The sequence below is a fragment of the Comamonas sp. genome (assembly GCF_036643215.1).
Taxonomy (GTDB): Bacteria; Pseudomonadota; Gammaproteobacteria; order Burkholderiales; family Burkholderiaceae_C; genus Comamonas.
In genome coordinates this window covers 1-15,920 of record NZ_JAVXSJ010000030.1, presented here as the reverse complement: position 1 = coordinate 15,920, position 15,920 = coordinate 1, and the positions used below count along the sequence as shown (strand labels likewise).

Here is a 15,920-nt window from a genome sequence, read left to right as displayed (position 1 = left end):
CGGCATCGGTAGAAGCAGCCAGCGAGCTGGAGGGCGACGTTGTGGACACGTGGGCGCCTTTATTCGCAAGGGTTGAAAGAAGCAGCAAAGGTGCCGTCCGGAACGGCACCTTGCCACTCACACATTACTGGGAAACGGCCTTGCCGGAAGTGTCCTTGATATTGCTCCAGGACTTGTAAATCACCGTCTTCACCGCGTCAGGCATGGGCACATAGTCCAGATCGGCAGCGGTCTTGTCGCCTTGCTTGAAAGTCCACTCAAAGAACTTCAGCGAGGTGGCGGCCTGAGCAGGCTTGTCTTGCGACTTGTGCATCAGGATAAAGGTGGCCGATGTGATGGGCCAGGCGTTCTTGCCAGACTGGTTGGTCAGGATTTGATAGAAGCTCTTGGCCCAGTCAGCACCGGCAGCAGCCGCCTTGAAGGTTTCGTCGTCAGGAGAGACATAGACGCCATCCTTGTTCTGCAGCTGCGCGAAGGTCATCTTGTTTTGCTTCACATAGGCGTACTCAACGTAGCCGATGGAGTTGGGCAGGCGACCGACGAAAGCAGCAACGCCTTCGTTACCCTTGCCGCCCGCACCTGTGGGCCAGTTCACAGCCTTGCCTTCACCTACTTTTTCCTTCCACTCGGCGTTGACCTTGGAGAGGTAGTTGGTGAAACCAAAGGTGGTGCCGGAGCCATCAGCGCGGCGTACAGGGGCGATGGCGGCATCAGGCAGCGCCACACCAGGGTTCAACGCCGTGATGGCGGCATCGTTCCACTTGGTGATCTTGCCCAGATAGATGTCACCCAGCACCTGGCCCGAGAGCTTGAGCTGACCGGGAGCCACGCCCTTGATATTGACCACGGGCACAATGCCGCCGATCACCGTGGGGAACTGAACCAGACCCTTTTTGGTCAGTTCATCATCTTTCAGGGGTTCATCCGAAGCACCGAAGTCCACGGTCTTGGCTTCGATCTGCTTGACGCCAGCGCTGGAGCCAACCGACTGGTAGTTAATCTTGACGCCTGTGGCCTTGTGATAATCAGCAGCCCACTTGGAGTACAGAGGAGCCGGGAAGCTCGCACCAGCGCCAGTGGCTTCCTGGTTCGCTTGGGCCATGCCAGCTGCAGACAGAGCACCAGCCACCAGAACGTGAATCAAGGACAACTTCATGAAACGACCTCTTAGGGTTGAAAGATTCGATGGGTGAACTGTAAAAAGCTTTTATGACAGCGTCGTGACACAAACATTTCAATACGCCACCGAGTGAAATAGCGTCCCTGTGCTTGATTCGATCGTCATATGACCGTCATATTTCATTCGCAAACTTCTGCCCCTGCTCTGTGCGAAAGCACGCTTCAGAGAAACCAGCGCCGTCAATGTCATAGTTGGCAAATACCTGACTTGGCAGAGGTTGAAACCCGCCTGGAGCCAGCCAGAACCGCGTCTGTACTGCATATTTCAGAACTTTAGGCGCGGCGCGAATCAGACTCGCGCCCGCTCTCTTAGAACAACACATGGATTGCCTCAGAAATGGCCCCTGAATCACTGCTTGCTGCCGTAGACCTTGGCTCCAATAGCTTTCGCCTTGAAATTGGCCGCATCGGTTCCCACCAGCGCATTGAGCGCGTGGAATACCTCAAAGAAACCGTGCGCCAAGGCAATGGGCTGAACGCACGCCATGAACTCTCACGCGAGGCCATGGAGCGTGGCTGGGAATGTCTGGCACGCTTTGGTGAACGCCTGACGGGCTTTAAAGCCACGCAAGTACGCGCCGTGGCCACCCAGACCCTGCGCGAAGCGATCAATGCGCAGGAATTTGTGGCACGCGGCAGCCAGTTGCTGGGCTTTCCGATTGAAGTCATCTCCGGCGAAGAAGAAGCCCGCCTGATCTATCGCGGGGTGGCCAGCTCGCTGCCGCCCAGTCAGCAAAAGCGTCTGGTCATTGACATTGGCGGCCGCTCCACAGAAATCATCATCGGCCAGCACAGCAAGGCGCTGCAAGTTGCCTCATTTGCGCTGGGCAGCGTCTCATGGAGTTCGCATTACTTCAGCGATGGCATGCTGAACAAAGCCAACTTTCAGACCGCCATGGCCGCCGCTAGGCAAAGTCTGGCCCAAGCCCAGTTTGCCTATCCCGGCACGGCATGGGACTGCGCCTATGCCTCATCCGGCACGGCCAATGCGGTGGCCGATGCGCTCACGGCGCAGGGTCTGGATGGCCGCGTCATCACGCCAGCCAAGCTACGCCATCTGTATGAGCAGTTGCTGGACATCGGCCATGTGGACAAGCTGCGTATTCCCGGCCTGAAAGAAGACCGCCGCGCCGTGGTGGCTGGCGGCATCAGCGTGATGATGGCCGTGGTGGACTTGCTGGGCATTACCGAGCTGGAAGTCGCACAAGGCGCACTGCGCCAAGGCGTTTTGCATGACCTGCTGGACCATGAGCCGCCCGCAGACAAGGAAGCCGCCGAAATCAGCGGCCTGCAGCTGGATTTTGGCGTGGATGAGGCACATGCACACCGCGTGCAGCGCGTTGCCACCGAACTGCTGCAACAGATACAGCCCGCAGCGCCCTCACCTTTGGCGACCAAGGCGCTGGACATTGCCGCACAGCTGCACGAGGTGGGCATGCGCGTGGCGCTGAGCAACTACCACCGCCACGGCGCCTACATTACCGAGCATTGCAGCCAGGCCACCTGGGAACCCGAGCTGCGCGAACGCATCTGCCAGCTGGTGCTGGGCCACCAAGGCAAGCTGCGCAAGCTGGATGCAGTGATTGACGACCCCGAAGTCGCCCTACCGCTGATGGCTCTGCGCCTTGCTGTGCAGCTATGCCACACGCGCCGCGACCCGGACATGCAAGGCATTACCCTCAAACGCGCAGGCACGGAATTCAGGCTGACCACGCCCACCGGCTGGATGCTGACCTACCCCCAATCTGCCCGGCTGCTGGAAGAAGAAGCCATGGCCTGGAGCAAGACGCCCTGGAGCCTGAAGCTGCATCTGCGCTGAACCGATGCTCCAGATAGAGCGATAGAACAACAAAAAGGGACTGCAACGCAGTCCCTTTTTTGATTCAGCGCTCATAAAAATGAGAGCTGCTTGCGCATTTCATTTATGGGCTTCAGCATCAAAAGACTTCAAAACTCATGAGTATCAAGCGCAAGCAGCTCACTTTTTTAGAGATTACTTAGCAACCTTGTCCCCACCATAGCGCGCCATCAGTGCCTGCTGGGCACCCTTGCCATCCAGCGGATGCAGAGGCTTCAGATAAACACCCGAGGCATCAAGCAGCCACGCATCACGGTCGTCGCCCAAATAGGCCACCAGACACTCGTCGATCACACGCTGGCGCAGCTTCTTGTCCAGCACCGGCCAAGCCAGCTCCACGCGGCTGAGCATGTTGCGGTTCATCCAGTCGGCACTGGACAGCAGCAGCTCTTCCTCATTTCCCCACGCAAAGTAGAAAACGCGTGAATGCTCCAGAAAACGGCCAATGATGGAGCGCACGCGAATGTTGTCCGTCACGCCCGGGCGCTGAGCCGGCAGCATGCAACTGCCGCGCACGATGAGATCAATCTGCGCGCCCTTTTGCCCTGCGGCAACCAGTGCGCGTATCAGCGGCTCATCGGTCAAAGCATTCATCTTGAGCACCATGCGCGCCCGCTCGCCACGGGCGGCAGCAGCAGCCACCTTGCCAATCAGCTCCAGCATGCTGCTTTGCAGATGAAACGGCGCCATCACCAGCTTTTGCAGCTTGGGCAGAGTGTTGTGGCTGGAGAGATGGCGAAACACGGCATCCATATCGGCCGTAATTTCCGCATTGCAGGTCAGCTGACTGATGTCGGTATAAAGCCTTGCGCTGCGTGCGTTGTAGTTACCTGTAGACAGATGGGCATAGCGCTTGAGCTGGTTGGTGCGCTTTTCGCGGCGCGTAATCAGCAGCATTTTGGCGTGAGTCTTGAGGCCGACCACGCCATAGACCACCTGCACACCCAGCGACTCCAGCTTCTCGGCCCAATTGATATTGGCCTCTTCATCAAAGCGAGCCTTGAGCTCCAGCACCGCCAGCACTTCTTTACCGCGGCTCACGGCCTCGGCCAGCAGGTTCATGATTTCGGAGTCGGTGCCGGTACGGTAAATGGTCTGTTTGATGGCCAGCACCTGCGGGTCATTCACCGCCTCGCGCAACAACTCCAGCACGCCATCAAAGCTCTCAAAGGGCTGGTGAATGATGATGTCGCTCTTGCGCATCTGCGCCATGATGGAGCGACCGGGCGTGAGCTGTGTGGGCCATGCTGGCTTCCATTTAGGGAATAGCAAGGCAGGGTCATCCACCAGATCAATCAACTGCATCTGCCGCACCAGATTGACAGGGCCCTTGACGCGGAACAGCGCCTGCGCAGGCAGACCGTATTGCTCGAGCAGCAGGTCAGACAGCTCCACCGAGCAGGACGATGACACCTCCAACCGCACCGCCTGGCCGTAGTGACGGTGATGCAGACCCTGGCGCAGCGCCATGCGCAAATCGACGACATCGTCGTCATCGACGGCTAAATCGGAATGACGGGTGGCGCGAAATTGCGAGAACTCCGATACTTCGCGACCGGGGAATAACTCGGCCAGGTGCGCCCGCACTACGCTGGAGATGCTGACAAACAGTTTTTGCTTGCCCGAGATTTTTTCCGGCACCCGGATCAGTCGCGGCAAAGCGCGCGGCACTTTGACAATGGCCACCTCATTGGCGCGCCCAAAGGCATCCACGCCATTGAGACGCACAATGAAATTCAGCGCCTTGTTGGCCACTTGCGGGAAGGGATGTGAAGGGTCGAGTCCCACCGGCATCAGCAAAGGCTGAACTTCACGCAGAAAATATTCACGCACCCATTTGCGCTGCGCCGCGCTGCGGTCGCCATGCGAAATCAGGCGAATCGCATGCTTGTTGAACGCGGGAATGATGGACTGGTTGTAGAGCTGGTACTGCTTGGAGACCAGCGCATGCGCTGTCGCCATCAGTCGCTCAAAGCTGGCAAGCGTATAGGTGCCCAGCTCGTCCCCGGCCTTGGCTGCAGAGACATGAGGCGCGCAGCGTACTTCAAACCATTCGTCGAGGTTGGAAGAAACAATGCACAGATAACGCAGGCGCTCAAGCAGCGGAACGTCTTCGCGCTCGGCCCAGCTCAGTACCCGCTCATTGAAGATGAGGATGTTTTGATCACGGTCCAGAAGCTCCAGAGTCGGCTCAATCGTCTGATCCATCACAGGGGGCATGGCAACCTCAGTCTTGGGCGCTGCACGACGTCTGCGCGGCGCTTTGGTGACAGCTTTGACCGGCTCAGCCAACGCCTTACCGGTCGTGCCATGTTGCCCGTCAGACTGAGGTTTCGCAACTGCCGCCAACCCAATGCGCGGCACTTGCCCACTTAGTCCATGCAGATCGTGAGCCAGCCCCAGCGATGCCGGGCCTGTTCCTGCAGCCTTTGCGGGTACAGACAAGGGCTGCACCGAAGCATCTTCGGCCTGGGTAGCGACTGAGGTGAGAAAAGAAGAAGCAGAGCCAGAGCTGGCTTGTGAGGATTGGGACATGAATCAACAGCGGCCTGCAGAGCCTGAAGCGCCCTTGCGGGCATGCTCACAGTCTGCCGCCGCTTTATGACAATCACATGACCAATTGGTGACGTTGAGGACTGTCTATGCCAGTCTTCAACGATTTAGCTACCCCTGACGACTGCAGCGAGTCGCTCTGCGCAGGTGCTGGCCATGGCGGCATCTCGTGCTTCGACCATGACGCGCACCAGGGGCTCTGTTCCGCTGGCACGAATCAGCACGCGACCCTCGTTGCCCAGCAGCTTTTCCACCTCTGCTTGCTCCTGAGGCAGTTGCTGGTTGCTCTTCCAGTCCTGACCCGGCTGCAAACGCACATTGATCATGACTTGAGGGAACAGTGTCACCTTCTCCAGCCACTGTGCAATCGTCTTGTTAGAGCGCACGCAAGCCTGCAGCACCTGCAAAGCGCTGACCAGACCGTCACCGGTGGTGTGCTTATCCAGAGCAAGCAGATGGCCCGAGCTTTCACCGCCCAGTTGCCAGCCATTGGCTTTCAGCGCCTCCAGCACATAGCGGTCACCCACCTTGCTGCGCACAAAGCCCATACCTTGTGCTTTGATTGCCAGCTCCACCGCCATATTGGTCATTAAGGTGCCAGCCACGCCGGGCACTGCACCACCTGCTGCCAGGCGGTCAGCCGCCATGAGATACAGCAGCTCGTCGCCGTTGTAGAGGCGGCCCTGTGCATCCACCAACTGCAGGCGGTCAGCATCGCCATCCAGCGCAACGCCATAGTCCGCATTGTTGGCGCGCACGGCCATCACCAGCGCCTCGGGATGGGTTGCACCCACGCCTTCGTTGATATTCAGGCCATCAGGCGAGCAACCAATGGCCACCACATTTGCGCCCAGTTCGTGAAAGACCTTGGGCGCAATCTGATAGGCAGCGCCGTGCGCCGCATCAACCACAATCTTCAAGCCACGCAGCGACAAGCTATGGTCAAACGTGCTTTTGCAAAATTCGATATAGCGCCCAGCAGCATCTGCCAGACGGTGTGCCTTGCCCAGAGCGGCAGATTCTGCCCAGACAGGTTCATCCTCAAGAGCCGCCTCGACCTCTTCTTCCCAGGAGTCAGGCAGCTTGGTGCCTTCCGCGCTGAAGAATTTGATGCCGTTGTCATAAAACGGGTTATGACTGGCGCTGATCACCACCCCCAGACTGGCTCGCTGAGCACGCGTGAGATAGGCCACCCCAGGAGTGGGTAAGGGCCCCAGCAGCATGACATCGACGCCCGCAGAATTAAAACCTGACTCCAGAGCGCTCTCCAACATATAGCCGGAAATACGGGTGTCCTTGCCGATCAACACCAAGGGACGCTCTTGCGTGCGACGCAGCACACGGCCCACAGCATGCGCTAGGCGCAAAGCAAAATCAGGGGTAATAGGCGACTTGCCAACTGTTCCGCGAATCCCATCGGTACCGAAATACTGTCGTGCCATGTTCTCGTTTTCCTTTTGCTGACTCAATATTCTTGCTTTTACGCTTGCACTCAAGCAGTCATCACATCTTCATCATGCATGGCATGCCAGACAGATAGCGCAGCCACCGTGTCTTTCACATCATGCACGCGCACGATGCGCGCACCGCGCTCTACCGCCAGCAACGCAGCGGCAACGCTGGGCACCATCCGCTCTTCCACAGGCAAGCCTGAAACCTGCCCCAGAGAACCTTTGCGCGACCAGCCTGCAAGAAGCGGAAAGTCTAGAGCCAGCAGAGCCTGCTGATGTGCAAGCAAGGCAAAATTTTGTGCCACGCTTTTACCAAAGCCAATGCCGTAATCCCAAACAATGCGCGAGCGCTCCACCCCCGCATCCAGCAAGGGCTGAGTGACTTGCTGCAAAAAGTCTGCGACTTGAGCGACGGCGCTGCCCTGCATATGGTTGAGATGCATATCCTGAGGTGTCTTGTGCATGTGCATCAGGCAAACGCCGCAGTTGCGGTGCTTGCTGACCACCTCAAACGCGCCCGGCTGGCGCAGCGCCCAGATGTCATTAATGATGTCTGCGCCTATATCCAGAGCTGCCTGCATGAGCTCTGGCTTGTAGGTATCGACGGAGATTGGCACATTGAGCTTAACGGCCTCTCGCAGCATGGGCAGCACGCGCCCCAGCTCATCTTCCAAGCTGACGGCCGGCGACCCCGGCCTTGTGGACTCACCGCCAATATCCAGAATATGCGCACCCTGCTTCAAAAGCAGCTCTGCATGCGCCATAGCCTGAGACACGCCTGTGTGCTTACCGCCATCGGAAAAAGAATCCGGGGTCACATTCACAATGCCCATGACCTGAGGCTTGTCGAGTTGCAAAAGAAAGCGCGATGTTTGCCACTGGTGCGACATAGAGATCCGATCTTGAAAGTGAAAAAACAAAAGGTCCTCAAGGGACCTTTTGTTCATGTGCTTAATTTTTTAAGCGGTTGTCGGCGCTGGGTCTGCACTGGCTGCAGGAGTACCGCCCGACGAGTTACCACCATCTGATGAAGGAGGGTTGCGAGGGGTCCAGTCCTTAGGAGGACGTGGTTCCTTGCCAGCCATGATGTCATCGAGTTGCTCTGCATCGATGGTTTCCCAGTCGAGCATAGCCTTGGCCATGGCGTGCATCTTGTCGCGATTGTCTTCGATCAACTTGCGTGCCAGTGCGTACTGCTCATCGATGATGCGGCGAACCTCATCATCCACCTTTTGCATAGTGGCTTCAGACAGGCTGGAGCCACGGCTGAACGATCGACCCAGGAAAGGCTCGCCTTCCTGTTCGGAGTACACCATGGTGCCCAGAGCATCACTCATGCCATAGCGGGTGACCATGTCACGGGCAATTTGGGTCGCACGCTCAAAGTCATTCGATGCACCAGTCGTCATCTGGTTCATGAACACTTCTTCGGCAATACGGCCACCAAACAGCATGGCGATCTGGTTCAGCATGAACTCCTTGTCATAGGAGTAGCGATCCTTCTCGGGAAGGCTCATCGTCACACCCAGCGCACGGCCACGTGGAATGATGGTGACCTTGTGCACGGGGTCGCACTTGGGCAACAGCTTACCAATCAGAGCGTGGCCTGCTTCGTGGTAGGCCGTGTTGCGGCGCTCTTCCTCAGGCATGACCATGCTCTTGCGCTCAGGGCCCATGATGATCTTGTCTTTGGCCTTTTCGAAGTCCTGCATCTCGACGGTGCGCGCATTGCGGCGTGCAGCCATCAGAGCGGCTTCGTTGCACAGGTTGGCAAGATCAGCGCCGGACATACCGGGCGTGCCACGCGCGATGATCGCGGGGTTCACGTCTTGGCCGACAGGGATCTTGCGCATGTGCACGTTCAGGATCTGTTCACGACCGCGAATATCGGGCAGCGTGACATACACCTGACGGTCAAAACGACCGGGGCGCAGCAAAGCGGCATCCAGAATGTCAGGGCGGTTGGTTGCAGCCACCACGATCACGCCGAGGTTGGTCTCAAAACCGTCCATCTCAACCAGCATCTGGTTCAGCGTCTGTTCGCGCTCATCGTTACCGCCACCCATGCCGGCACCACGCTGGCGGCCAACGGCATCGATTTCATCGATAAAGATGATGCAAGGTGCATTCTTTTTCGCGTTCTCGAACATGTCGCGGACACGGGCAGCGCCCACGCCAACGAACATTTCCACGAAGTCAGAACCCGAGATCGAGAAGAAAGGAACCTTGGCTTCGCCCGCAATGGACTTGGCCAGCAGGGTCTTACCAGTACCAGGAGGACCCACCAGCAGCAGACCACGAGGAATGCGACCGCCCAGCTTCTGGAACTTATTGGGGTCTCTCAAGAAGTCAACGACTTCCTTAACTTCTTCCTTGGCTTCGTCGGCACCAGCCACATCCGCAAAAGTTACGGTATTGCTGTTTTCGTCGAGCATGCGCGCCTTGGACTTGCCAAAACTGAACGCACCACCCTTGCCACCGCCCTGCATCTGACGCATGAAGTAGACCCACACGCCGATCAGCAGCAGCATGGGACCCCAGCTCACGAGCAAAGTCATGAGCAGCGAACCTTCTTCGCGAGGCTTCACGTCAAACTTGACGTTGTTATTGATCAGGTCGCCGACCAGACCACGGTCCAGGTAAGTGGCTGTGGTGCGAATCTTGCGATCATCGGTTGTGGTCGCCACAACCTCGGTGCCACCGGCACCTTCCTGAATGGTTGCAGACTTGATGCGGTTACTGCGAACCTGCTCCAGGAATTCCGAGTAGCCAACATGAGATGCACCACCAGCGCCTCGGGTGTCAAACTGTTTGAACACCGTAAACAGCACCATGGCGATGACCAGCCAGACGGCGACTTTTGAAAACCACTGATTGTTCAAGCGGGGCTCCAAAGGAATATTCAGACGAAAAGGCCCAGAAGGGAACTTCTAAACCTAGTTGAGGTTCATTTTAGGTCTTTCAAGCGGCAAAGACGGCTATTTCCCCCTATTGCAGCCATAGGCAGAATGCGGTCTTGCGCTGAAAAATCGCTAAGCCAATGATTTACCACGGCTTTGCACTATCACTTTCATAGACTTGCTTGAGCAAGCCATTCGAGAAAATGCCCTTAGAACCTGTTTACACAGTGGGCTCAAGCACTCAGGCAGGCTGTTTAAGGCCAATACCCACCAAAAATATCTCGGAAGAACGATCGCGCGAGGCCTTGGGCTTGATGGGTTTGACCAGCTTGAAAGTCTGCTTGAACAAGTCCACCAGCTCGTTGTAGCTGCTGCCGTGGAAGAGTTTGACCACCAATGCCCCTTCAGGCTTCATGTTATTGATCGCAAATTCGACGGCCATCTCAATCAACACGGCAACCCGCGCACCGTCTGTTACGCCATTACCTGAAAGGTTGGGTGCCATGTCAGAGACCACGACATCGGCCTTGCCGCCCGCCATGGCTTCTTCCAGCTGGGCCAGCACGGACTCCTCGCGAAAGTCACCCTGGATGTAGTGCACGCCCTCAATGGGATCCATGGGCAGCAAATCCAAAGAGATGATACGGCCATTCAAATCCCCGACAGCTGCGCCGCTGGGCGAGAGGCGACGGCGCACATATTGGCTCCAGGCGCCAGGGGCACAACCCAGGTCAACCACGGTGTGGCCGGGCTGAATCAGCTTGAGCGACTCGTCAATTTCCTTGAGCTTATAGGCCGCGCGGGCACGATAGCCATCCTTCTGAGCCGCTTTTACATACGGGTCATTGATGTGATCGTGCAGCCAATTCTTATTGACCTTCTTACTTTTGGTTTTCGTTTTCATGTCTGAATTCTCGCAGCCTTGATAATACGGGTATGCCCCAAATTGAATTAACTCCCGCACAGCGCCGGGAACACCGCGCTGAAGCCCACCATCTGGACCCCGTTGTCCTCATCGGTGGCGATGGTCTAACCCCCGCCGTACAGAAGGAAGTGGACGCTGCACTCAATGCCCATGGTCTGATCAAGGTCCGCGTTTTCGGCGATGACCGCGCCAGCCGCGAGCAAATTTACATGCAACTTTGTGACGAACTTGGCGCAGCACCCATTCAGCACATCGGCAAATTGCTCGTGCTGTGGCGCCCCATTCCTGAGAAGGAACGTCAGCACGACGAAGACCGCATGCCCGGCCCTCGCGATATCAAGGTGCTGAAGTTCGGCCGCGCTGGCTCCAAGCCTGAAGTCAAGCAACTGCGCGTGCTGGGCAACCAGCGCCTGACAGCTGGCGGCACGATCAAGCGCGCCAAGCCCAAGCAAAAGTCGGTCAAAAAAGGCCATTGATTCGGGTCTTCAAGATCCGCCGCACATCGCTCATTTGCTATTTTCTTCGCTGAGACCGCTTATCCATGGTTCAGACCACACAGCAGCAACGCCACATTCTTTGCATGAAATGGGGTACCAAGTACGGCCCGGAGTACGTCAATCGACTCTATGCCATGGTGCGCCGCCATCTCAGTGGAGATTTTCGCTTTGTCTGCCTGACCGACAGCATTGAAGGGATTCGTCCCGAAGTGGAATGCCTGCCCATTCCCGACCTGAACATTCACCTGGCCCCGGGCCAGCGTGACGGAGCCTGGAAAAAGCTCACGACCTTTGAGCGGGACCTGCATGGCCTCAAAGGCCAGGCGCTATTCCTTGATCTGGATGTGGTCATTGTGGGCAGCCTGGATGAGTTCTTTGCGCTGCCCGGCGACTTTCGCATCATTCACGACTACCCGCGCTTCTGGCGCTTTGGTAAGCGCATTGTCGGCAACTCCTCGGTCTACCGTTTTGAGCTGGGTGCGCATGCTGATGTTCTTGAGAACTTCCGCGCCAACACCGAAGAAATGCGTGCCAAGTACCGCAATGAGCAGGAGTACCTGTCGCACTTTCTGCACAAGCAAGGCAAGCTGGATTACTGGCCTGCCGCTTGGTGCCCGAGCTTCAAGTACTACTGCATTCCGACTTGGCCCACCAATTACTGGAAAGAGCCTGTGCCGCCTGCGGATGCTCGCATCGTGATTTTCCACGGTGAAGTGAACCCACCCGATGCTCTGGAAGGCCGCCGCAACAAGCGCTTCCGTCATATCGAACCTGCAAAATGGATCGAAAAGGCTTGGGGTTGATCTCTCACCCCGGATAACTGCATTTCTTGCAGCCAAAACAAAAGGCGTTGACCACAAGGTTCAACGCCTTTTTTGTTGCACGTTTCGTGCTACAGAGGGGATAGCACAGCCTACTTGCGGTGCTTGGCATCCACCAGCGAGTAGCCCTTCATGCGCGACAGGATGGACAGCGGGCTGGCCGCAGGGTTGTACTCGCTGCCCGGCGGCAGAAACAACGTCTGCTCCAGCATGTACTGACCCGACATCACCGCATGCACAGCCTGATCGGAAAAGCACACCCAAGTCGAGCCCGCAGCAAACGGCACAGTCTCCTGTGGCGCGTTTTGCTGATAGTCCATATCGCCCTTCATGCCGTCATGCAGCTGCAGCATCAGGTGGTCGTACTCGCTGCGATAAGACTTGGTCACATGCAGCAGCTCCAGCGCCTTGGCCTGCCAGGCGCTATAGGGCTTGGCACGTGGCACAAAGCGCTTGGCGACATCGGTGAAGGGCTCACCCACACGCCACACGCGCGGCTGGCCTGTGGGGTTCACATTGGTGAACACACGCAAGATGCGCTCGCCGTAATTGGGGCGTGATGGAAAAGCATCCACATGCATGCGTTTGTCGTCCGCACGCCATGACTGGGCGCGCGTTTCAACCTGCGAGGGGCGGTAGCTGGTGGGCGCCATACGCACCACAGGCATGTAATCGGGGAACAAGCTGACAATCAGCCCTGTGGCCTGATCGCGAAAGCGGCCCACCATGACGGCGACCTGCTTTTGCGTGGCTTCATCGCCTGCAACGCCTTTGATCGAACCATCTACATTGAGGCTGATATTGCGCGCCTTGGGGTCCCGCACATCGGGGCGCAGCAGCGTTTTTTCCTGCTCGGTCAGCTGAAAGGTCAGTTGCGGAAAGTACAGCAACTTGCCCGCCTCGACGGCAGCAGTCCATTCATCACGACGCTGGACATTGCTCCAGTCGGTCGCGTCGATTTTTACGATTTGAGATTCCATGGCCTTGGCAGTTTACTCCCAGCCGCTTTGCCGGGCTTGGGCTGGATCAAGCCTGCTTGCGAACGCCTGCAACGCGCCACAGCACGATGGCGGCACACAGCCACTGCAAGGCATACATGCCGGTGCCAACGCTGTGCCAGAGCTTTAGATTCTCACGCGCGACGATCTTGGGCGATACGCCGTACTGCACGATCAGGGCCAGCAGCATGCCTGCGATCACAAAACCGATAGCTGCTTGCGCCCATTCCTCAATCTTTTCAGCATGCTTTCGCTTTGAAAAGACCAGCAGTAGACCGCAGCATGCTATCGAAATCCATGTCTGCGCCGCAAACAGCTTGGCCGCCATAAAGCCTGCCATCGCTGGCGCGGGCAAATTGACGAACAGCATGGGCACAGCCACAAAGCCAATAGAGCACAAACTGCCCCACCACAAAGCGGCCAGAAAAACAGGCAGGCGCTCGTACATAGTTACTGATCCTTGAAAGCGGCGCAGCGCCTCAGGGGTTAGATGTACTTAACGCCCACGATTTCGTAACGACGCTCGCCACCGGGTGCCTGCACCACAGCGGTATCGCCCTCTTCCTTGCCAATCAAGGCGCGGGCGATGGGGCTGGAGACGTTGATGAGGCCGTGCTTCAGATCGGCTTCGTCTTCGCCCACGATCTGGTAAGTCACGGCAGTGCCGCTGTCTTCGTCTTCCAGATCAACCGTGGCGCCAAACACCACGCGGCCGCCAGCATCCAGACCTGTGGGGTCGATGATTTGTGCAGCGGACAGCTTGCCTTCCACTTCAATGATGCGACCTTCGATGAAGCCCTGCTGCTCCTTCGCGGATTCGTATTCGGCGTTTTCGCTCAAATCGCCCTGAGCACGTGCTTCGGCAATGGCTTGAATGACGGCGGGACGCTCCACAGTCTTCAGGCGCTGCAGTTCAGTCTTGAGCTTTTCTGCTCCGCGCTTGGTGATTGGGATGGTGGCCATGATCGAGTCTCCAAATTCAGCAAACGCCGCGCACTGCGCGGCACTTTTCGCACAGATCTGCCTGACAACGTCAAACAGGGGCCTGTGCCCCAAAAGCAAACCGCCGCACGTTGCCGCGCGGCGGTTCAAATACATTACCGATGATTATGCCCCGTTTGACAGGGCAGAAATCCGGTAAAAACCCGGCAGCCCTTACGGGCTGAGCCGGATTCAGGCGTCTCAGGCCTTGGTCAGCATGGCGTGCAGTTCCTGCACGGAATGCACATCCAGATTGCCACGCATGGCCTTCATGCCTTCCACAGCTGCTTCCGCGCCGAAGATGGTGGTGAAGGTAGTCACGCGGGCCAGCAAGGCGCTGGTACGGATCTGACGCGAATCAGCGATGGCGTTGCGGCGCTCTTCCACGGTGTTGATGACCATGGCGATGTCGCCATTCTTGATCATGTCAACCACGTGAGGACGCCCCTCAGTCACCTTGTTCACAGCCTGCACCGACATGCCAGCGGCCTCCAGTGCAGCAGCTGTTCCGCGGGTTGCGCTCAGGCTGTAACCCATAGCGACCAGTTCCTTGGCCACAGCCACGGCACGCGCCTTGTCGTTGTTCTTCACGGACAGGAAGACCTTGCCTTCGGCAGGCAGGTGCACGCCGGCACCCAGCTGACTCTTCACAAAGGCTTCGCCGAAAGTCTTGCCCACGCCCATGACTTCACCGGTGGACTTCATCTCGGGGCCGAGGATGGTGTCCACACCGGGGAACTTCACGAATGGGAACACGGCTTCCTTCACGCTGAAGTAAGGCGGTGTGACTTCCTTGGTCACGCCCTGCTCGGCCAGAGTCTGGCCAGCCATGCAACGTGCGGCAACCTTGGCCAGCTGCACGCCAGTCGCCTTGGAGACAAAAGGCACGGTACGCGAAGCGCGGGGGTTCACTTCCAGCACGTAGATCACGTCCTGACCGTCTACTTCCTTGATGGCGAACTGCACGTTCATCAGGCCCACCACGCTCAGGCCTTCGGCCATGGCAGCGGTCTGGCGCTTGATTTCAGCAACCGTATCAGCCTTCAGGTAGTAAGGAGGCAGCGAGCAAGCGGAGTCACCGGAGTGCACACCAGCCTGTTCGATGTGTTCCATCACGCCGCCGATATACACAGCACCGGTCTTGTCACGCACGCAGTCCACATCGCACTCGATGGCGTTGGACAGGAAGTGGTCCAGCAGCACGGGAGAGTCGTTGGAGACCTTCACGGCTTCGCGCATGTAGCGCTCCAGATCACGCTGCTCGTGCACGATTTCCATCGCACGGCCGCCCAGCACGTAGGAGGGGCGCACCACCAGGGGGTAGCCCAGGCCAGCAGCCTTTTCCAGCGCTTCGGTTTCGGTACGCGCAGTGGCGTTCGGTGGCTGGCGCAGGCCCAGTTCGTTGAGCAGCTTCTGGAAGCGCTCACGGTCTTCAGCCGCGTCAATCATGTCAGGCGTAGTGCCGATGATCTTCACGCCTTCGGCTTCCAGGCCCAGAGCCAGCTTCAAAGGCGTCTGACCGCCGTACTGCACGATCACGCCTTCAGGCTGCTCGACATCCACGATTTCCAGCACGTCTTCCAGCGTCAGCGGCTCGAAGTACAGGCGGTCGGAGGTGTCGTAGTCGGTCGACACGGTTTCGGGGTTGCAGTTGACCATGATGGTTTCATAACCATCTTCGCGCATGGCCATGGCTGCGTGCACGCAGCAATAGTCAAACTCGATACCCTGGCCGATACGGTTCGGGCCACCGCCCA

The 15,920-nt window shown here is 57.8% G+C and carries 13 protein-coding genes; 3 read left to right on the top strand and 10 right to left on the bottom strand.

Going from position 1 to position 15,920, the window contains the following annotated elements:
• Window positions 1-124: 124 nt before the first annotated feature.
• Window positions 125-1,156, bottom strand: coding sequence for a phosphate ABC transporter substrate-binding protein PstS (pstS, locus tag RSF91_RS16595; protein ID WP_332569464.1), 1,032 nt, complete (start codon window positions 1,154-1,156; stop codon window positions 125-127).
• Window positions 1,157-1,516: 360 nt separating this feature from the next.
• On the opposite strand from pstS, the gene RSF91_RS16590 reads away from it, so the two are divergent.
• A complete protein-coding gene (locus RSF91_RS16590) occupies window positions 1,517-2,998 on the top strand; it encodes a Ppx/GppA phosphatase family protein (protein ID WP_332569463.1) in 1,482 nt (493 codons plus the stop codon).
• Window positions 2,999-3,172: 174 nt separating this feature from the next.
• Here the strand turns inward: RSF91_RS16590 and ppk1 are convergent, their stop codons facing one another.
• The 5 genes from ppk1 to RSF91_RS16565 form a co-directional block, all read right to left on the bottom strand.
• Window positions 3,173-5,257, bottom strand: a complete 2,085-nt coding sequence (gene ppk1 / locus RSF91_RS16585; RefSeq protein WP_332569474.1) for a polyphosphate kinase 1 — start codon at window positions 5,255-5,257, stop codon at window positions 3,173-3,175.
• A 440-nt stretch (window positions 5,258-5,697) separates the two neighbouring features.
• Window positions 5,698-7,032 (bottom strand): phosphoglucosamine mutase, encoded by a 1,335-nt coding sequence (gene glmM / locus RSF91_RS16580; protein ID WP_332569462.1) that lies wholly within the window; start codon window positions 7,030-7,032, stop codon window positions 5,698-5,700.
• Between the two features lie 50 nt (window positions 7,033-7,082).
• The gene (gene folP / locus RSF91_RS16575) at window positions 7,083-7,931 is read right to left on the bottom strand and encodes a dihydropteroate synthase (RefSeq protein ID WP_332569461.1); all 849 of its coding nucleotides are present in this window, start codon (window positions 7,929-7,931) and stop codon (window positions 7,083-7,085) included.
• 69 nt (window positions 7,932-8,000) lie between these two features.
• Window positions 8,001-9,923, bottom strand: a complete 1,923-nt coding sequence (gene ftsH / locus RSF91_RS16570; RefSeq protein ID WP_332569460.1) for an ATP-dependent zinc metalloprotease FtsH — start codon at window positions 9,921-9,923, stop codon at window positions 8,001-8,003.
• Window positions 9,924-10,182: 259 nt separating this feature from the next.
• Window positions 10,183-10,845: an RlmE family RNA methyltransferase gene (locus tag RSF91_RS16565; RefSeq protein ID WP_332569459.1), complete on the bottom strand. Its 663-nt coding sequence runs from the start codon at window positions 10,843-10,845 to the stop codon at window positions 10,183-10,185.
• Between the two features lie 32 nt (window positions 10,846-10,877).
• Here RSF91_RS16565 and RSF91_RS16560 point away from each other — a divergent pair, with 32 nt between their 5' ends.
• Both RSF91_RS16560 and RSF91_RS16555 read left to right on the top strand, forming a co-directional pair.
• The gene (locus RSF91_RS16560) at window positions 10,878-11,342 is read left to right on the top strand and encodes a YhbY family RNA-binding protein (RefSeq protein ID WP_099736403.1); all 465 of its coding nucleotides are present in this window, start codon (window positions 10,878-10,880) and stop codon (window positions 11,340-11,342) included.
• Between the two features lie 65 nt (window positions 11,343-11,407).
• Window positions 11,408-12,166 carry a glycosyltransferase gene (locus RSF91_RS16555; protein ID WP_332569458.1) on the top strand — a complete coding sequence of 253 codons (759 nt, stop codon included), beginning with the start codon at window positions 11,408-11,410 and terminating at the stop codon, window positions 12,164-12,166.
• Window positions 12,167-12,276: 110 nt separating this feature from the next.
• Here the strand turns inward: RSF91_RS16555 and RSF91_RS16550 are convergent, their stop codons facing one another.
• From RSF91_RS16550 to carB, 4 genes are all read right to left on the bottom strand, one after another.
• Entirely contained in the window at window positions 12,277-13,164 is an 888-nt protein-coding gene (locus RSF91_RS16550) for a Kdo hydroxylase family protein (protein WP_332569457.1), read from the bottom strand.
• Window positions 13,165-13,210: 46 nt separating this feature from the next.
• Window positions 13,211-13,630, bottom strand: coding sequence for a DUF4149 domain-containing protein (locus tag RSF91_RS16545; RefSeq protein ID WP_332569456.1), 420 nt, complete (start codon window positions 13,628-13,630; stop codon window positions 13,211-13,213).
• 38 nt (window positions 13,631-13,668) lie between these two features.
• Entirely contained in the window at window positions 13,669-14,145 is a 477-nt protein-coding gene (gene greA, locus RSF91_RS16540) for a transcription elongation factor GreA (protein ID WP_099736401.1), read from the bottom strand.
• A 219-nt stretch (window positions 14,146-14,364) separates the two neighbouring features.
• Window positions 14,365-15,920 (bottom strand): carbamoyl-phosphate synthase large subunit (carB, locus tag RSF91_RS16535; RefSeq protein ID WP_332569455.1); only part of this gene is annotated, 1,556 nt, incomplete at its 5' end.